Origin of the sequence: Wocania arenilitoris, assembly GCF_021728535.1 — a bacterium.
GTDB classification, from domain to species: domain Bacteria; phylum Bacteroidota; class Bacteroidia; order Flavobacteriales; family Flavobacteriaceae; genus Wocania_A; species Wocania_A arenilitoris.
Map to the genome: position 1 here is coordinate 33243 of NZ_JAKKDU010000013.1, position 19626 is coordinate 52868.

The 19626-nt window shown below is 29.2% G+C and carries 18 protein-coding genes; 13 read left to right on the forward strand and 5 right to left on the reverse strand.

Annotated features, from left to right (window positions below; all coding sequences use genetic code 11):
- Window positions 1-4: 4 nt before the first annotated feature.
- The 11 genes from rffA to L3X37_RS11465 are packed head-to-tail and all read left to right on the forward strand — an operon-like array spanning window position 5 to window position 13086.
- Window positions 5-1129 (forward strand): dTDP-4-amino-4,6-dideoxygalactose transaminase, encoded by a 1125-nt coding sequence (gene rffA / locus L3X37_RS11415; protein ID WP_237240304.1) that lies wholly within the window; start codon window positions 5-7, stop codon window positions 1127-1129.
- 2 nt (window positions 1130-1131) lie between these two features.
- Window positions 1132-2403, forward strand: a complete 1272-nt coding sequence (locus L3X37_RS11420; protein ID WP_237240305.1) for a hypothetical protein — start codon at window positions 1132-1134, stop codon at window positions 2401-2403.
- A 1-nt stretch (window position 2404) separates the two neighbouring features.
- A complete protein-coding gene (locus L3X37_RS11425) occupies window positions 2405-3550 on the forward strand; it encodes a glycosyltransferase family 4 protein (RefSeq protein WP_237240306.1) in 1146 nt (381 codons plus the stop codon).
- The gene (locus L3X37_RS11430) at window positions 3547-5091 is read left to right on the forward strand and encodes a glycosyltransferase family 2 protein (RefSeq protein ID WP_237240307.1); all 1545 of its coding nucleotides are present in this window, start codon (window positions 3547-3549) and stop codon (window positions 5089-5091) included. Before L3X37_RS11425 ends, L3X37_RS11430 begins: the two co-directional genes overlap by 4 nt.
- On the forward strand, window positions 5084-6121 hold the full coding sequence (locus L3X37_RS11435; RefSeq protein WP_237240308.1) for an exostosin domain-containing protein: 1038 nt from the start codon (window positions 5084-5086) through the stop codon (window positions 6119-6121). Before L3X37_RS11430 ends, L3X37_RS11435 begins: the two co-directional genes overlap by 8 nt.
- Entirely contained in the window at window positions 6118-7128 is a 1011-nt protein-coding gene (locus tag L3X37_RS11440) for a glycosyltransferase family 2 protein (protein WP_237240309.1), read from the forward strand. Before L3X37_RS11435 ends, L3X37_RS11440 begins: the two co-directional genes overlap by 4 nt.
- Window positions 7125-8240, forward strand: a complete 1116-nt coding sequence (locus L3X37_RS11445; protein ID WP_237240310.1) for a glycosyltransferase — start codon at window positions 7125-7127, stop codon at window positions 8238-8240. The genes L3X37_RS11440 and L3X37_RS11445 overlap by 4 nt, the downstream gene beginning before the upstream one ends.
- On the forward strand, window positions 8240-9307 hold the full coding sequence (locus L3X37_RS11450) for a glycosyltransferase (protein ID WP_237240311.1): 1068 nt from the start codon (window positions 8240-8242) through the stop codon (window positions 9305-9307). The genes L3X37_RS11445 and L3X37_RS11450 overlap by 1 nt, the downstream gene beginning before the upstream one ends.
- A gap of 4 nt (window positions 9308-9311) precedes the next feature.
- Window positions 9312-10667, forward strand: coding sequence for an O-antigen ligase family protein (locus L3X37_RS11455; protein WP_237240312.1), 1356 nt, complete (start codon window positions 9312-9314; stop codon window positions 10665-10667).
- Complete coding sequence (locus tag L3X37_RS11460) at window positions 10627-11637, forward strand: glycosyltransferase family 4 protein (protein WP_237240313.1); 1011 nt, start codon at window positions 10627-10629, stop codon at window positions 11635-11637. Before L3X37_RS11455 ends, L3X37_RS11460 begins: the two co-directional genes overlap by 41 nt.
- A 57-nt stretch (window positions 11638-11694) precedes the next feature.
- Window positions 11695-13086 (forward strand): sugar transferase, encoded by a 1392-nt coding sequence (locus tag L3X37_RS11465; protein ID WP_237240314.1) that lies wholly within the window; start codon window positions 11695-11697, stop codon window positions 13084-13086.
- 22 nt (window positions 13087-13108) lie between these two features.
- Here L3X37_RS11465 and L3X37_RS11470 read toward each other — a convergent pair whose 3' ends face one another.
- Both L3X37_RS11470 and L3X37_RS11475 read right to left on the reverse strand, forming a co-directional pair.
- Window positions 13109-14278 carry a lipoprotein N-acyltransferase Lnb domain-containing protein gene (locus L3X37_RS11470; protein WP_237240315.1) on the reverse strand — a complete coding sequence of 390 codons (1170 nt, stop codon included), beginning with the start codon at window positions 14276-14278 and terminating at the stop codon, window positions 13109-13111.
- A 56-nt stretch (window positions 14279-14334) separates the two neighbouring features.
- Window positions 14335-15405 (reverse strand): putative type IX sorting system protein PorV2, encoded by a 1071-nt coding sequence (locus tag L3X37_RS11475; protein ID WP_500814676.1) that lies wholly within the window; start codon window positions 15403-15405, stop codon window positions 14335-14337.
- 228 nt (window positions 15406-15633) lie between these two features.
- Between L3X37_RS11475 and L3X37_RS11480 the strand changes: the two genes are divergently transcribed.
- Both L3X37_RS11480 and L3X37_RS11485 read left to right on the forward strand, forming a co-directional pair.
- A complete protein-coding gene (locus L3X37_RS11480; protein WP_237240316.1) occupies window positions 15634-16395 on the forward strand; it encodes a CDP-alcohol phosphatidyltransferase family protein in 762 nt (253 codons plus the stop codon).
- A gap of 4 nt (window positions 16396-16399) precedes the next feature.
- Window positions 16400-17281 carry a DUF808 domain-containing protein gene (locus L3X37_RS11485; RefSeq protein ID WP_237240317.1) on the forward strand — a complete coding sequence of 294 codons (882 nt, stop codon included), beginning with the start codon at window positions 16400-16402 and terminating at the stop codon, window positions 17279-17281.
- 9 nt (window positions 17282-17290) lie between these two features.
- Here L3X37_RS11485 and L3X37_RS11490 read toward each other — a convergent pair whose 3' ends face one another.
- The 3 genes from L3X37_RS11490 to lptB form a co-directional block, all read right to left on the reverse strand.
- The gene (locus L3X37_RS11490; RefSeq protein ID WP_237240318.1) at window positions 17291-17458 is read right to left on the reverse strand and encodes a type II toxin-antitoxin system antitoxin; all 168 of its coding nucleotides are present in this window, start codon (window positions 17456-17458) and stop codon (window positions 17291-17293) included.
- Between the two features lie 45 nt (window positions 17459-17503).
- Window positions 17504-18364 carry an SPFH domain-containing protein gene (locus L3X37_RS11495; RefSeq protein WP_237240319.1) on the reverse strand — a complete coding sequence of 287 codons (861 nt, stop codon included), beginning with the start codon at window positions 18362-18364 and terminating at the stop codon, window positions 17504-17506.
- A gap of 454 nt (window positions 18365-18818) precedes the next feature.
- A complete protein-coding gene (gene lptB, locus L3X37_RS11500) occupies window positions 18819-19559 on the reverse strand; it encodes an LPS export ABC transporter ATP-binding protein (RefSeq protein WP_237240320.1) in 741 nt (246 codons plus the stop codon).
- Window positions 19560-19626 lie beyond the last annotated feature (67 nt).

A 19626-nucleotide genomic window follows, 5' to 3' on the forward strand; every position in this document is an offset into this window, starting at 1 on the left:
CTATATGATTCCATTTAATAAACCATACCTTACGGGAAAAGAAACCCTTTATATCGAAGATGCCGTAAAACGTGGGCATATAGCAGGTAACGGTTATTATACAAAAAAGTGCCAAAACTATTTTCAAAGTAATTTTGGATTTAAAAAGGCATTACTAACAACATCCTGCACAGATGCTTTAGAAATGTGTGCTATATTGGCAAATATTAAAGCTGGCGACGAAGTCATTATTCCAAGTTTTACTTTTGTATCAACAGCCTTAGCTTTTGTTCGCCAAGGAGCAAATATTGTTTTTGCTGATTCTTATTCTGATAATCCAAATATTGATACCACTAAAATTGAAGGATTAATTACATCAAAAACAAAAGCCATTGTTGTTGTACATTATGCAGGATTAGCTTGCGACATGGATGCTATTATGGCAATTGCTACCAAGCACAATGTGTTGATTATAGAAGATGCTGCGCAAGCCATTTGCTCTAAATATAAAGAAAAATACTTGGGTTCTATTGGTCATTTAGCGACGTTTTCATTTCATGAAACAAAAAATATTATTTCTGGAGAAGGCGGTTTGTTAGCAATAAATGACGAGCGATTTATTGATAGAGCTGAAATTATTTGGGAAAAAGGCACGAATAGAGCAGAGTTTTTTAGAGGAGAAGTTAATAAATATGGTTGGGTAGATACGGGTTCATCATTTTTGCCATCAGAAATTATTGCGGCATTCCTTTGGGCGCAAATTGAAAATATTCTGGATATTCAAAATAAAAGATTAGAACATTGGTTTTTTTATTATAATAATTTGGGTGAATGGGCAAAAAACAATCATATTAAAATAATGCCATTGCCTGAAAAAGAAGCCAATAATGCACACATGTTTTATTTAATCTGCAAGTCTGAAGCGCAACGTTCTGCTCTAATAAATCATTTGAAAACCAGAGAAATACACGCTGTTTTTCATTACTTAAGTCTTCATAATAGTGATTATTATAAATCAAAACACGATGGTAGAGCATTACCAAATAGTGATGAATTTACAAAACGATTATTGCGTTTGCCTATGTTTTATGAGTTAAATGAGAAAAAGGTTGTTAAGGCTATTTTAGAATTTAAAACTCAATTAGGTTAAGTATGAATGAAAGATATGCAAACTCAATGTTTATTGTTTTCATTGTTTCTTGGGTTGTTCGTTTAATTTATTCTAATAAAAATTTCAACCCAAATGCAGTTGGAGATCCTGACCGTTATTTTAGAAGTTTTAAGTTTTATTTAGAGCATGATTTTTATACAGTTGTAAGTCAAGGTTCAAGTTTATTGTATAATGTGGTAATAAGTTTTTTTTATAGTATAACACATAATGTAAGTTTGTCATTTTTTTGCACCAATTTTATTTCAGTATTATTGGTTGTGGGTTTAGGCGTTGCTATTTTGTTTAAGATTAATAAAAAAATACAATCTAAATATATATATGTTATCGTAGCAATTTATGCTTTTAATGTTTTAGAATTAAATGCTTACCAAAAAGCATCTAATGATATGTTTCAAGCTGTTTTTTTGTTAGCAATATTTTATGTATTCTTCATTTTTAAAGAAAAAACTATTCCATATAAGTATTTTATTATTGGTGTTTTTGCAGCATTATGTACTCTTATAAGACCAACGTCTCTTATTTTAATAGTATTAATTTTTGTAAGTATATTTGTTAAAGGTTTAATATCAAATAACAATTATAAATACATTGCCAGGTGTTACTTATTGTTTCTTGCTCCTTTAATTTTTTTAATGCTTATATTTCATTACCCAGCAATAAAAGAAAACAACAAATTAGGTTTTTATAGTAAGAATTTTAATAAAAATTTAAACTGGACTCAACGTAATTATTTAGGAATAAAACGGATGCAGTCTGGAGAAATTCCTATTCATAAAAATTCTATTTTTAGAAAAACAACATTTGCTTATGTTCGTAATTATTTAAATGAAAATGGCTCAGAAAGTCTTCCTAAAAATCAAATTGAATTTTTAAAAAAAGATCCTCTGCTATATTTTCAAATGGTTGTTTATAATGTTACTTATGCTTCGGCTAAATATTTTAGGTATTATGCATTTTTATTAGTTATACCAATTTTGTGTCTTTTTAAACAACCAATATTAATTAAAAGTAAACTACCAATTTATATGTTTTTCGTTGTCATTTTGATAATTTCATTGGTATGCTTTACTCTTATAGAATATAGATGGTTTACTGGTTACGGAATTTTATTAAGTTTGGGACTTTTGTATGGTCTTCATTTTTTTAAAACATCTAATCTAGAAAAGATTTTTAGAAGTGTAGTTTACTCTTCATTACTAATAATTAGTGTATTTAATTTTTTATTAACCTTTTTTATTAAATCTAGTTATTAATATGAAAATAGGTTTTATAACCTCCGAATACCCACACCCAAAAGTAAAGCATGCTGCTGGAATAGGAACGAGTATCCATAATCTTTCAGTAGCGTTAGTTAAAAGAGGTATTGATGTTACTGTATTTGTTTATCATCAAAATAAAAATAATATTGTTTATAGTGAAGGTGTAGAAATTTATCTTTTAAAAACAAAACGCTATAAATTTTTTACTTGGTATTTTCACAGAAAACATATTCAAAACTATGTTAATAAGGTAGTTTGCGAAAAAAAAATAGATGTTTTAGAAGCCCCAGATTGGACAGGCGTTACCGCCTTTATGCATTTTAAAGTGCCATTAGTAATAAGGCTTCATGGTAGCGATGCTTACTTTTGTAAACTGGAAAACAGAAAACAAAAGTTTAAGAATTTTATGTTTGAAAAGCTAGCATTAAAAAAGGCAACAGCTTTTATAGCACCAACTACTTATGCAGGTGTTGAAACCAGAAAAATTTTTAGTTTAGATAAAAAGAAGATAAAAACAATACATTACGGACTACAGTTAGAAAATTTTATAAACGTAACACCAGATGATTATAATAGACATACCATTTTGTACATTGGTACAATCATCAGAAAAAAAGGGGTTTTAGAACTTGCACAAATATTTAATAAGATTGTAGAGGCTAACCCTAATGCGCAATTAATTTTAATTGGTAGCGATGCTTCAGATATTAAAACAGGAAGTAAATCAACATATAGTTTGATGCAGAATCTGTTTTCAGAAAAAGCAAAAAAACAGTCAAATTATTTAGGAAAAATACCATACAAAGATGTAAAGGTGCATATTAAAAAGGCTCATGTTTGTGTATTTCCATCGTTTGCAGAAACTTTAGGAATGGTAACTATCGAATCGATGGCTTTACAAAAACCAGTTGTAAATACAAGTATTGGATGGGCACAAGAGTTAATAGACGATGGTGTAAATGGTTTTTTGGTGCATCCGTCAAAAATAGATGAATATGCCGCTCGTATTATAGCGTTATTTAATGATGAAGCATTGTGTTTAGAAATAGGAAAGGCTGCTAGAAAAAAAGTAGAAACCCTTTTTGATATTGATAAAAATGTTGATATAAATATAGCATATTATAAAAGCATTATTACATGATTTATCTTATACACCAAAATAACAGGGTTTTAAAAATTCTTAATAATGAGAAAAAAGAAGTCGTTTTTAATAAAGAAAAATCTATAGCTAAAACATTATTTTATTTAGCAAAAACACATCCTGATGAGTTAATAATTTGGTGTCATAATAATTACTTCGATTACTTAAATATAAAAGAATTACCTAATGTGTTTCATCATAAACGCGTATTAGCTTCTTTTAATGTTGCCGAAAATAATTACCTTCCTAATCAAATTGGGTATGTCGATTTATCGATTTACATCAAAATAAATAAAAAAATAAGTTATGCAACATGGTTAATGAGTAGTGATGTTGGAGGCATTTATGCAGAAGTTTTAAATACTATATTATACAATTTAAAAAGGCATTCTAACTTTAATTATTTTTTAAATTCGGTAGCAAAAACAGCAATGCAGCAAGGTTTGTTTTGTTATTCAAATCCTAATTTATTGCTAGATAAACCAAATGCTATAAATGAGATAAAACAAGCGTCAACATTCACATTATTTCAATTTGTAAAACAACAATATAAATGGCGTTGGATTTATATCTTGTTTTTATCTTATATAATTTATGAAAAGAAATTTCCACTTTTTCCACTTTTAAGAAGTTTGTTTTATAGAAAAAATAAATACGATTTCGATTTTACTAATATTCCATTACAATCTTCAAGAAAAATTATTAATAAAAAAGAAGTAGACGTTGTAATACCAACTATTGGGAGGAAAAATTATTTGTATGATGTTTTAAAAGATTTATCTGTGCAAACCCTATTGCCAAAAAATGTGATTATTGTTGAACAAAATCCAATAGAAGATTCAGTTTCTGAATTAGATTATATAAAAAATGAAAAATGGTCGTTTAATATTAAACATAAGTTTATACACCAAACAGGTGTTTGTAACGCAAGAAATATTGCCCTTAATTTGGTTGAAAGCGAATGGACACTTTTAGGCGATGACGATAATAGGTTTGAGCCAAATTTAATTGAGTGTTTTTTTATAGAAACAGAAAAAACAGGTGCTAACGTAGGGACTTCGGTTTATTTAAAACCAGATGAAAAACAAACTTATTTTAAAACAACCCAAACTTCCATTTTTGCAGGAGGGAATAGTTTTTTAAAATCTGAATTAACTAAAAAAGTAAAGTTTAATTTAAATTTTGAACATAATTATGGAGAAGATCATGAGTTTGGTATGCAATTAAGGCATTTAGGCGAAGACATTATATTTTATCCTAATATAAAAATTAAGCATTTAAAAGCGCCATTTGGCGGTTTCAGAACCAACTTTGTGCATCCTTGGGGTAATGAAGAAACACCACCAAAACCTTCGCCAACTTTAATGTTACTTTATCTTAAAAATTTTACAAAACAACAGTTACAATGTTATAAATTGCTATTATTTATAAGATTTTATAAAAATCAGCCTATTAAAAATCCATTCCGCTATATTAGTGAGATGAAAAAGCGCTGGCAAGTAAGTTTAACTTGGGCAAATAAGTTAGATGATAATGCTTAAACTCTATACAAATACAGGCTTTTTAACAGAGGAAAACCGTAAACGTGTTTTTCCTTTGCTATTTGATTTGTATTTTGTTAAAAGTGATGTTTTGCAGCGCTTTTATAAAATTGTAACGAATATAAAAGAAGCCGATATTGTTGTTTTTCCAATTAATTATGTTTCATTTTTAAAACATAAAAAGGAATTATTAAAACTTCAAAAGTTAGCAAAAACATATAAAAAACCAATATGGATTTATTCTGCTGGAGATTACGGATTTACGAACTATATTGAAAATAGTTACACCTTTAGGTTTGGTGGTTTTAAGTCTAAATTAAATGATTCAACATACATAATGTCTTCATTTATAGACGATCCTTATGATTCTAAATTGCCACAAAGTTTTTCAGTTTTGCAAAAAGAAAACAAACCAAGTATAGGGTTTGTAGGTCATGCACAATCGGGCATATTAAAATATTTAAAGGAGTTATTAAGTCATATAAAAGTTGAAATAAAAAGAAAGCTAAATTTATTAATTGCAGATGCGCAATCATTTTATCCATCTAGTATAAAAAGAGTACAATTTTTAACTCAGTTAAAATTAACAGAAGCATTTAATACAAATTTTGTTTTAAGAAACAGATACAGAGCAGGTGCTAAAACTGAAGCCGAAAATGAAAAAACGACTAAAGAATTTTATAATAACATCTTTAATAATGCCTACACATTTTGTATTAGGGGAGGTGGTAATTTTTCGGTAAGATTTTATGAAACCTTAGCGGTTGGGAGAATTCCTATTTTATTAAACACTGATTGTTTGTTGCCTTTAAATGATAAAATTGAATGGTGTAAACATTGCGTAATTATTGATGAAGCAGATGCTAAATTAATGACAAGTAAAATAATTGATTTTCATAATAATTTATCTGATGACGAATTTGTTGAGCTTCAAAAAAGCAATAGAGATTTATGGAATAATTATTTGAGAAGACATACTTTTTTTAAAGAAGTACACGACGATTTTGTTAATGAAAACAATAGCAAATGAGTAAAACTAACTTCACATTAATAGTCTGTACTTACATGCGTTCGAAGGCGTTGTTAAATTTGTTGAATTCAGTAAACAAGCAAACGCTTTACCCAAACGAAATTTTAATTATCGATGGATCTTTTGATGGCAAAACAAAACAATTATTTGAAAAACACACATTCAATAACTTAAAATATTTTAAAGTTGAAAAAGCACATAGAGGCTTAACAAAACAGCGTAATTACGGCGTAAGTTTAGTGAGTAAAACATCAGAAATTGTTTGTTTTTTAGATGATGATACCGTGTTAAATGAACATTATTTTAAAGCCGTTTTACGAACGTTTAATAATAATCCAAAATGTATTGGTGTTGGTGGTGTAGCTGTAAACGAAAATAGATGGAAAAAGATAGATAATAATAAATCAATAGATTTAAAAACACATTATCTCTTAGATGGATATGCCATTAAGGAAAGCTCAAGAAATGTAATAAGAAATAAATTAGGTTTACAATCGCCTTTAAGGCCAGGAGTAATGCCTGATTTTTCACATGGAAGAACGTATAGTTATCCACTTAACAATAAAGAATATCAAGTAGATTTATTAATTGGTATGTCTTTTAGTTTTAGAAAAGAAGTTTTTAATCATATAAAATTTTCAACGTATTTTGAAGGTTATGGTTTATACGAAGATGCCGATTTTAGTTTACGAGCTCTAAAATTTGGTGTAAATTATATAAATACAGCAGCAAAATTGAATCATTATCACGATGCTTCTGGTAGACCAAATAAATATAAATACGGTAAAATGGTTATAAGAAATGGATGGTATGTTTGGCGTGTAAAATATCCAAAGCCTAATTTAAAAGCTAGAATAAAATGGAATGCTACATCATTTTTGCTAACCTTAATAAGGCTTACAAACATAATAAATACAAACAAAAGTAAAGAAGCTTTAACCGAAAGTTTGGGTAGAGTAGTAGGCTGGTGGTCGTTAATTTTTAATAAACCAAAAGTTAGCAGATGAGGTTTTTAATCATTTCTCATACTATTCATAAGGAGCAAGGCAATTTGCTATACGCTTATGCACCTTATGTGCGAGAAATGAATATATGGTTAAAGCATGTAAATAAAGTAGAGATAATTGCTCCAAAAACTCTGGAAAATGTATCTGAAATTAATCTGGCATACAGGCATGATAATATTTATTTTAATCACATACCTACAATATCATTTACTTCAATAAAAAATACATTAAAGTCATTAATTCTAATTCCAAAAATTCTATTTAAAATTTTTAAGGCTTGTGAAAATGCCGATCATATTCATTTACGCTGTCCAGGAAACATCGGTTTGTTAGGATGCTTAGTGCAAATTTTTTTTCCAAAGAAAATAAAAACAGCTAAGTATGCAGGTAATTGGAATCCCGATAGTAAACAACCATTAAGCTATAGATTCCAAAAATGGATTTTAAGTAATACATTTTTTACCAAAAACATGCAAGTGTTGGTTTATGGGAATTGGAAAAATCAAACAAAAAATATTAAGTCGTTTTTTACAGCAAGTTATTATGACTCTGAAATTGAAAAACCTCTAGAACGAGATTATTATAACAAGCTAAACTTTATTTTTGTAGGTAGTTTAGTTAAAGGAAAAAGACCTTTATTGGCTATTAAAATTATTGAGTTGTTAAAAAAAGAAGGAAAAAATGTTTCATTTGAATTATTTGGTGATGGTGTTTTAAAAGAGAAATTGCAAGACTATATAACAATAAATAAATTAGATGATGTAATTACCTTAAAAGGAAATCAGAAAAAAGAAGTGATTAAAAAAGCACTGAAAAAGGCTCATTTTTTAATTCTACCATCAAAATCTGAAGGTTGGCCAAAAGCCATTGCAGAAGCTATGTTTTTTGGTACAATTCCTATAGCTACAAAAATATCGTGTATTCCTTTTATGTTAGATTATGGAAATCGAGGTATTTTGATTGAACCCAATTGTGATGCAGCCACTTTAACTATTCTTAAAAATTTAAAAACTAGTAATTTAAAAGGAATGTCTAAATTGGCTAGTAATTGGTCTCAAAATTATACATTAGATGTTTTTGAAACCGAGGTCATTAAATTATTGAATAAATAATGCGAATATTACAATTGATAGATTCTTTAGACGCTGGTGGAGCTGAACGTATGGCTATAAATTATGCCAATATGTTATCTCAAGAGCATTTATCTTTTATTTGTGTAACAAGGACTGAGGGTTTGCTAAAAAAAGCTATGAATAATAACGTTGATTATTTGTTTTTAAATAAAAAAAAGACTCTAGATTTTAAATCGATTAAACGACTAAATAACTATGTAAAAAAGCATAATATTGAAATTGTTCATGCGCATGCTACATCGTTTTTTATAGCCACTTTAATAAAGTTTTTTAATAGAAAAATTAAATTAATATGGCACGATCACTATGGCAATAGTGAGTTTTTAAAATATAGGAAATTTAAAATTTTAAAGCTTTGCTCTTACAAATTTAATACCATTGTAAGTGTGAATGATGTGCTTAAAACCTGGTCTGAAAACAATTTGAAATGCAAAAAGGTTTCAGTTTTAAATAATTTCGTTACTATAAGCACTAATGAAGTTAAAGAAACAGTTTTAAAAGGACAAAAAGGAAAACGCATTGTTTGTCTGGCAAATTTAAGACAGCAAAAAAACCATTTGATGTTACTTGATGCTTTTAGAGGAGTTTATGAATATGATAAAGAATGGACGTTGCATATAGTTGGTGAAGATAAAGCAGATAGTTATTCTTCAACATTAAAAGAAAAAATAGGTGCTTTAAAATTACATAATAATGTTTTTATTTATGGGAGTAGAAGTGATGTTCAAAATATTTTGAGTCAAAGCGATATGGGAGTTTTGTCATCAAAATCGGAAGGTTTACCTTTAGCTTTGTTAGAATATGGTTTAGCTAAATTGCCCGTTGTTGCTACAAACGTGGGAGATTGTAATAAGGTGGTGACAAAAATTTCTGAAGGTGTTTTAGTAGAATCAGGAAACTATACGGCGTTTGGTGAAGCTATGTTAAACTATATAAATAATAAAGATTTAAGAACAAGTTGTGGTGAGACTTTATTTGAAAATGTTACAAATAATTTTAGTCATCAGTCAATAAAAAAACAATTAATAGAAATTTACTCAAGTTAAAACAGTGAAAAGTTATAATTATATAAACTTAATAATATTACATGCCTGTATTGGATTTGTGGTTTATATGTTTAAACCATTTTCTAAATTGTATTTTGTAGGTATTTTATTGCTAAGCCTTTATTATATTTTTTTAGCAACAGCAAAAAAAAGAGAAGTATATGTTTTGGTATCGTGCGCTTATGTAGTAGGTTCTGAGGTGTTTTTAAGGATGACAGATGGTAATTTTTTGTACGAAGCATCAAAATACTTTGTTATTTTGTTTTTATTTATAGGTATGATATTAAGCGAAGGGGTTAGTAAAAAATCGTTTCCATACATTATTTATCTATTAATTTTAATTCCAGGAATAGTGATTGCTGCAAGTACTTTAAACTATGATACTAATATTAGAAAAGCAGTAGCATTTAATTTAAGTGGCCCATTTTGCTTAGGCATTGCAGCTATATATTGTTATGGTAGAAAAATAAACATTAAAGATTTACAAAATATTTTACTAGCTACCATATTACCATTAATTGCCACCACCACTTATTTGTTTTTATACACGCCTAGTATTAAAAGTATTTTATCTGGTACGGGGTCAAATTTTGCTGCCTCAGGAGGATTTGGACCTAACCAAGTAGCTACTGTTTTAGGTCTAGGGTCATTTTTATTGGCTGCAAGATTATTTTTGCAGTCTAAAAACTTGCTTTTAAAGATTATTAATATTTGTATACTAGCCTTAATGACTTATCGAGCTATTGTAACTTTTAGTAGGGGAGGTGTATTTGTTGCTGTAGTAGTTATAGTAGCTTTTATAGCTATTTTTTATTATAAATCAACTTCAAAAACAAAAACCAGAATATTATACTCAGGGTTAGTATTTGGTGTTTGTATTTTATTTACATGGTTGGTAAGTTCGTTAAATACAGAAGGCTTAATAGATAAAAGATATAGTAATCAAGATGCTTTAGGAAGAGAAAAGGAAGATATAACAACTGGTAGAACAGATTTACTAGCTAATGAATTAAATGCATTTTTAGATAGCCCTTTTTTAGGAGTAGGTGTTGGTAAATTAAAAGAGTTAAGGTTTGAAAAAGAAGGTGTAAAAGCAGCTTCCCACAACGAAATGAGTAGAATAGTTGGGGAGCATGGTGCTTTTGGTCTTGTCGCATTTTCTATTTTGCTTTTAACACCCTTGTTTTTAAGGATAAGGAATAAAAACAATATTTATTTTTATTCCTTTTACTTATTTTGGTTTTTAACCATAAATCATTCGTCAATGCGTATTGCAGCCCCAGCTTTTATTTACGGATTATGCTTGTTAAATATACAATATGAAAAACCTGCTATACATAGGAAACAAATTATCAAATAAAGGTAAAACAGTAACCTCTATTGAAACTTTAGGGAGGTTTCTTGCAGCTGAAGGGTTTATTGTAAAAACGGCTTCAAGCAAAACAAACAAGTTTTTTAGAATGGTTGATATGTTGCAACATGTTTTTAGATATCGTAAAGCAACAGACTTTGTGTTAATTGATACTTATAGCACTTCTAATTTTTATTATGCTTTGTTTGTTAGTCAATTATGTAGGTTTTTAAAGTTAAAATATATTCCAATTTTAAGAGGTGGCAATTTGCCAAATAGGTTAAAATCAAATCCAAAATTGTCAAACGCAATATTTAATCATGCCTTTAAGAATGTAGCTCCATCTAAATATACACAATCAAATTTTGAAGCTTTAGGATACTCAAATTTAATTTGTATTCCTAATTCAATTAAAATAGAGAATTATTCATTTGAGAAACGGAATTTTAATAAAGTAAAGCTATTATGGGTACGTTCTTTTTCAGAAATATATAACCCATTATTAGCAGTAAAAATTGTAAAGTCTTTAAAAGATGAGAATGTTGAAGCAGAACTATGTATGGTTGGTCCAGATAATGATGGTAGCTTAGAAGAAGTAAAAAATTATGCTAAAAAGCTGAAAGTAAAAGTAACTTTCACAGGAAAATTATCTAAAACAGAATGGATAGATTTATCTAAAAACTATAATTTTTTTATAAATACTACCAATTTTGACAATATGCCAGTAAGTGTTATAGAGGCTATGGCACTAGGTTTACCTGTAGTTTCTACTAATATTGGTGGCATGCCTTTTTTAATTGAAAATGATAAAGACGGCATTTTAGTTGAGCCTAATAAAACAGAATTGTTTGTAACTACTATTAAGCAAATTATTAAACAACCAGAATTTGCAAATACATTGGCTATAAATGCTCGAGAAAAAGCTGAAATGTTTGATTGGCAAACAATTAAGCACAAATGGGTAGAGCTATTGCAATAATTTATGGCTTAACCAAATTAACTTATTATCTTTATATTGTTAAGTTATCATTCTAAAATGTCAAAAAAAGGTATTCATTTTAATATTTCCGAACGTAAAGTTCTGCTGAGGCTGTTCGATATTGTTTCGGTATTGTTAGTATTATATTTTGTTAGTAATACGTTCGATTTTGATTATTTTACAATAACAAAAGAAAATTGGACTTGGGTTTTTGTTTTAATGCTTTATATTTCTGTTTTTGGTACTATATTCGAACTTTATGATTTACAGGTATCCAGCAAAATAGAAATCGTTGCGGCCAATATTGTACTTACAGTTTCTTTTACGGTGCTGTTCTATTTTTTAACTCCTTTTTTTACACCTATATTACCCGATAACCGGTTGCAAATTTTATACTTTTATTTTGCTATCCTTTTGGCTCTTTTTTTATGGAGGTTAGCATATATAAACTTTATAGTGTCTCCAAGATTTTATAAAAAAGTACTTGTTTTAGCTGAGACATCGAATATTCAATCTATTGTCGATGTTTTTAAAGTAGTTGATCCTAACTATAAAATTATTGGATTTATTAACTGCGAAAAAAATAAAACCGATAAAGTAAAGTTTAAGGGCATAGTTGAGTATAGTCCTAAGCAAATTTATCAGGTTGTTAAGGATGAAAACATATCAGAAATTGTAATAGCAAGTTATAATTCAGAAAACATAACATCTAACATTTACAGAGATTTAATAACGCTTTTAGAAGGTGGTTTTTCAATACGGGAATATACTCAGGTTTATGAAGATTTAGCAAGACGGATTCCCGTTCAGTACGTTGGTAAGGATTTTTACAAATATTTTCCGTTTAGTAGAAGTAATCAAAATAAGTTATATCTGTTTTTTAGCAGGTTTTTTGATGTATTAATCTCTGTGGTAGGGATTTTAATAGGAGCAGTTTTGTTGCCATTGATAATTTTAGGAAATATTTTAGGCAACAGGGGTTCGCTTTTTTATACCCAAGAACGGATTGGTAAAAATGGAAGCCTTTTTAGAATTATTAAATTCAGGACCATGATCAAGAATGCTGAAAAAGAAGGAGCGGTTTGGGCAAAAAAGAACGATGTAAGAATTACCAAATTCGGTAAATTTTTGAGACATTCTAGATTAGATGAAATTCCACAGTTTTGGAATATTTTAATGGGAGATATGAGTTTAATAGGCCCAAGACCAGAACGGCCTTTTTTTGTTAGAGAACTGTCACAATTGCTACCTTTTTATGAAACCCGACATATTGTAAAACCAGGGTTAACAGGTTGGGCACAAGTAAAAACTAGATATGGTTCCTCTGTTGAGGAAAGCCTTCTTAAACTACAATACGATTTGTATTATATCAAGCACCGAAGTTTTTTTCTAGATATAAATATTCTTGTGAAAACATTAAGTACTATGATATTTTTTAGAGGACAATAGCTGCATTTTAATGTTTTACAGCTTATTTGTTAAAGAATTTTATCAAATAAATATATCTGACAAATAAAGCTATTAATAACGGAATTAATCCAATAGCAAATACTTGCACACCAATTAGCCAATGTAAGCTCATTAAACAAAGTAAAATTACTAATAACTTTAAATATTTAATAAACCATTGGTGTGTTGTTTTTTTTAATAGTAGCGGAATCATAAATATATTAAGTGCAAAAGCCCAAAGCAAATTATAGTTTTGGTGTGTTCCTGTGTGGTCTGTTGCGAACCAAAGCAATAAAATAAACATGCCTATAATTCCTGTAATGCCAAATAAAAAAACATCTAACCATTTGCTCTGTTTTTTATTTTTATGGTCTTTGTAAGTTATAAAAAGAATTAGTAAACCAGCTACTCCAAAAATAAATAATGGACTTGATAAAAAGTTACTTGCTTTAAAAGCATTCTTTTGGGTAAAGAGTACTTTACTCTTTTTTACAAGCGGTTTACTGTTGTTTTTTATAGTTGCATTTTCAAAGAAAACACAAATATTTTCAGGTAAAAACATATGTTGTTCAGGTGTCGCTTTTCTATCAATTACTGAGCCTAAAGCCACATCAATACCCAAACTTCCCCAAGTGTTTTTATTGAGGTTATTATGAATTAAAGTTCTAAAAGTCTCCTGCTTAAAATCTTTTGGCTCATTAAAAGTAATAGTATTATTTAAAGCTATATTGGTAACATCTTTAATTTTTGTGGCACAATTATCAAAAAAGAATTCATAAAGATAATCCCTATTTTCGGGTTTATAATTGTTGACTAAAAAATTATAAAGTTTTTGTTTTTCGGATTGTGTAAGGTTTAAACTTTGCTCTTTAACTGCTCTATTTTGCCTTATGTAAAAGCTTAAAAAATCATAGTAGTTGCTAGTTCCTAATGAATAGTTTAATTTGCCTCTAGCAAAGTTTAAATAAAAATTAGGAGCTTCAAAATCAAAGCGGCCATAATCAAATGTTTTGTCTAAATTATTTGAAGGGTCTTTAATTCTAAAAGCATTATGTCCAAAGGCGTCATTTAATGATGTGCCTGCTCCAATAGTTAGCACGCTAATTTCTGCTTCGTTTGATAACTCGATTTGTTGCGCAAACAAAACTTCTGTGATTAAGAAGAGAAATAAAAGAGGTACTATTTTTTTCATTTAAAATGTAATTATTTCATGTCATTTAGATTTGCTAAGTAAGTGTCTATTAAGGGTTATCTAAAGATACTTAAATCGAGCTTTAAAGAAAACACATTAGAATATAGCGCTACACTTTGGTCGCCAATATCTGTAAAAGCATAATCTATTTGTACACCATTGTATTTAAAACCAACTCCAAAACTAGGTTGAAAACTTAATTGTTCGGTATTATCTATTTGTAATTCGTTTTGAAAATTACCCATTCCGGCACGTAAATATACCATATCGATATACCCAAACTCAAATCCTAAGGCTGGATTTATGCTAGCAAAAGATGAGGAAATTATATCATTATTTTCTTCAAACCTAACATTTAAATTTACTGCCGTTAAAAGGGTGTAGTCAACATTAAAGTCAACTAATTTAGAAATACCTATTTGTAGTTTTGGTATTGTTATTTCCGTAGTTTCTGGTAGCTCTTGATTTTGTCCAGCAACTGCATTTTGTATTGTGGCAAATGCTTCCTCATCAATAGCCCAAGCATTAAAAGTTGTTGTAATATCTCGAGCCATTACACCAAACTTCCAATTGTTTTTAGTTTCAAATTGAATACCAAGATCAAATCCAAAACCCCAAGATGAGGCAAAATCACCAATTATTCGTCTAATAACTTTTGCATTTACACCGTAATTTAGTCCTTGTACAGGTAGCTTTCTAGCATAAGAAAAAGTAAGTCCATAATCGGCTGTAGAGAACAAACTAATTCTATCATAATTTATATTTCCCTGTGCATCAATTAATTGGGTGGTATTTAAAATATCATCAACAGCAAATCGAATTAACGATACGCCAATAGCACTTCTATTGTCAAGTGGCATTGCAAAAGCAGCATAATCATAATTGGCTATATTGGCAAAGTAACTAGAGTGCATTAAAGCAAGTTGATTGTCTTCAAGATTTAATATACCAGCAGGGTTCCAGTAACCAGAATTTACATCGTTGGTATGTGCTGTAACTGCACTACTCATACCCAAAGCAGCAGCATCAACACCAATATTCATAAACTCATTAGAATATTTTCTAGCAGTTTGACTAAATACTACCATTGATAACAAACAAAATAATGTAGTTATATTAGCTTTCAAATGCAATTTTTTTTACAAACCGACATAAATTTTTCAGATGTAATATTCTTAGAATATATGAAAAATTTATAAGGAGGTTACCTGCGACAAATTTAAAACAATTAACCTTTACACAGGAAAGATGCATATAATTTATCATCTAATAAACTTGAAATAATAATAGATATTGTTTGATTGTTGTTTTTCACAATAATAGTTTGTTATTTTTACATCTCTAAAATTAAATTTATGAAGCGATATATTCCGAATGCATTAACTCTATTAAACTTATTTTGTGGATGTATTGCTGTAATTTTTGCCGTTAATAATAATTTTGTTTCTGCTGCTTTATTTGTTTTTCTTGGTATTTTCTTTGATTTTTTTGACGGATTTGCTGCAAGAAAGTTAAATGTACAAAGTGAATTGGGTGTACAATTAGATTCGTTAGCAGATATGGTAACTAGCGGATTGGTTCCAGGAATTGTGATGTATAAGCTATTACAGATGGTTGGTCCGTCGTGGCAAGAAACTGTAGATGCTATTGGATATAATAGAACAATAGGTTTTGAATTCGAACACCCTGAATTTTTCTTTGTTTTACCTTTATTAGGTTTATCAATAACCCTTGCATCAGCCTACCGTTTAGCAAAATTTAATATTGATATAGAGCAACAAAGCTATTTTAAAGGCTTACCAACACCTGCAAATGCTTTACTTATATTATCACTACCGCTAATTATGGAGTTTCAAAACAACGATGTAATCAATTCCATTATTCTTAATAAATGGTTTTTAATTGGCTTAACGGTTTTTAGTTGTTGGATATTAAATTCTAATATCAAATTATTCGCTTTAAAATTTAAAGATTGGAGTTTTAAAAATAATGCAACGCGTTATATTTTTATATTACTCTGCATAGTGTTTTTAATTGTATTGCAATTTGCGGCTATTCCAATAATTATTTTACTTTATATTACTATGTCTGTTTTAGACAATTTAACCTCAAAATAAAAATATGGCATCAGGATTTTTTGCATTATTTGACGACATAGCAGCTTTAATGGACGACGTAGTGGTAATGAGTAAAATTAGCACCAAAAAAACTGCTGGTATTTTGGGAGATGATTTAGCTGTTAATGCTGAAAAAGCTACAGGATTTGTTTCCTCTCGGGAATTACCTGTTTTATGGGCAATTACCAAAGGATCTTTTTTTAATAAACTCATTATTTTACCCATTGCTTTTTTACTTAGCGCTTTTGCGCCATGGGCAGTTACATTAGCTTTAATACTTGGTGGTGTGTATTTAGCGTTTGAAGGCGCCGAAAAAATATACGAGTTTTTTGTACCGCATAAGCACACCAAAATTAAAGTTGATCAGAAAACTGTTTCTGAAGATGAGGTTTTAAAAGTTGAGAAAAGTAAGATTAAATCTGCCATTTTCACCGATTTTATTTTATCTGTGGAAATCGTAATTATTGCTTTAGGTACGGTTTTAGATAGACCGCTTTTATTTCAAATATTAGTCGTTTCAATTGTGGCTATTATTGCAACTATTGGCGTTTATGGTATAGTGGCACTTATAGTTAGGATGGATGATTTTGGTTATAAATTGGTTAAACTTAGTAGTAAAGACAAAAGCATTGCAAAGGTTGTTGGTAACTTTTTAATTAATGCATTACCTGTTGTTATTAAAAGTTTATCAGTTATTGGTATAATAGCATTAATTTTAGTTGCAGGTGGTATTTTTGTTCATAATATTGAATGGCTTCATCATTTTTTAGAAACATTACCATCAATTTTAAGAGATTTTATTTTAGGATTGTTGGTTGGTTTTGCTGTACTTTTAGTGGTGAAGTTATTTAAGTTTGTTTTTAAGGGAAGAGTTGTTAATGAATAAGATTTTATTTTATTCAGAATCTTTAGTTTTAGGGTTTCTCTTTGCTTTTTTAAGACTTTCGTTTAACATCCATTCTATTTGACCATTGGTACTGCGAAATTCATCCGCAGCCCATTTTTCAATAGCCTTAAGCATATCTTCATTAATTCGTAATGCAAAAGCCTTTTTTTTTGCCATTTTAGTGGTTAATTATTAGTATTAATTTAATTATAATAATCATAATTAATGATTTAAAGTGCCAGTATTTAAAACAGGAGATGCCTCTTTGTCTCCACATAAAATTACCATAAGATTACTTACCATAGCAGCTTTACGTTCTTCATCTAATTCTACAATATTTTTCTTTCCAAGTTCTTCTAGAGCCATTTCTACCATGCTTACCGCACCTTCAACAATTTTATGTCTAGCAGCTACAATAGCAGTCGCTTGTTGCCTTTTTAGCATAGCGTTGGCAATTTCTTGTGCGTAAGCTAAATAGCCAATTCTTGCTTCTAGCACTTCAATGCCTGCAATAGATAGACGTTCGTCTATTTCTTTTTCTAATGCTTCGCTTACCTCGTTAACACTAGAACGTAAGGTAATATCTTCGGTATGTCCTTCATCTGCAAAATTATCATAGGGATACATACTTGCTAATTTTCTAACAGCAGCGTCTGTTTGTACACGAACAAAATTTTCGTAATTATCAACATCAAAAGCTGCTTTATACGTGTCTTTAACACGCCAAACCAAAATGGTGCTTATCATTATTGGATTACCAAGTTTGTCGTTTACTTTTAAACGCTCACTATCAAAATTACTGGCGCGCAGCGAAATTTTCTTTTGTGTAAATAAAGGGTTTACCCAATAAAAACCATTCTTGTTGATTGTACCAACGTATTCCCCAAAAAGTAATAAAACTCTAGAGTTGTTAGGTTGTACCATTATAAACCCTTTTGCAATAAAAATAGCGATAATTATAAGTGCTATTAATAAGAAATTTTTAGTAAAAATCATTGTTACGATTCCTCCAAAAAACAATACAAAAAATATAAATAGCATAAAGTATCCATTTGCGGGTGTAATTATTTTTTCTTCTTTCATGATATATTTGATTTAAAATGATATTATAATGATATCACAAATATATCATTTAATATTTGATTTTGTACCATATTTATTAAAAAGTTTTTTGTTATTCCGCCGCAGGCAGGAATCCATTCGGATAACTAAAATATTTATGTAAAAAACAGGCTATTGAAAGGCTTTACAAAAAAACGGATTATATAAGTTTATGTATTTTGAAGCCTATAAATTTACTTATGATACAAAAAGTGAATAGCACATGAAAAAGTGGAAACGTCAATGGAAAATAGACTTGATTGAAAGAGATAATTCTACATTGGAAAGATTTATCTAAAGATTGTCCTTATTTGATTAGAGAATTAATATAAAATTTGAATAATCTTAATTGTCTAGTGGATTCCTGCCTGCGGAGGAATGACAAAAAATTTAGAAATGACAGTGTAAACTAAAAAAAATAAATAACACTTAGTATCTAGTCGCGAATTTTCTTTTTCCTCAACTCGAAGTTTTGCCCTAAATAAACTTTGCGCACCATTTTGTCTGCCGCTAATTCTTCAGGGATTCCAGCTTTTAAAATACCGCCTTCAAACATTAAATAAGTTCTATCGGTAATAGCTAAAGTTTCTTGTACATTATGGTCGGTAATTAAAATACCAATATTCTTTTTAGTAAGTTGTGCCACAATGCGCTGGATGTCTTCAACCGCAACAGGATCTACACCTGCAAAAGGTTCATCTAATAAAATAAAACTTGGGTCGGTTGCTAATGCACGAGCAATTTCGGTACGTCTACGCTCTCCACCAGATAATAAATCGCCACGGTTTTTACGAATATGACCTAAACCAAATTCTTCAATAAGTGATTCCATTTTATCGTGTTGTTGCTTTTTGCTCAGTTTGGTAAGTTGCAAAACACTTAAAATATTGTCTTCTATACTCAGTTTTCTAAACACCGAAGCTTCTTGTGCTAAATAGCCAATACCGTTTTGAGCACGTTTGTACATGGGGTATTTGGTAATTTCAGTATTATCTAAAAAAATATGCCCGCCATTAGGTTTTATTAAACCCACAATCATATAAAAAGATGTTGTTTTACCGGCTCCGTTAGGACCAAGAAGCCCAACAATTTCTCCCTGATTTACTTCAAGAGAAACATCTTTTACAACTTTTCGCCCGCTATAGGACTTCATTAAATTTTCGGCTCTTAAAATCATATCTTAAATACTGAACGCTAAAAATAGTAAAATCATATAGACTAATTTAGCTTGGGTTAAATTTATG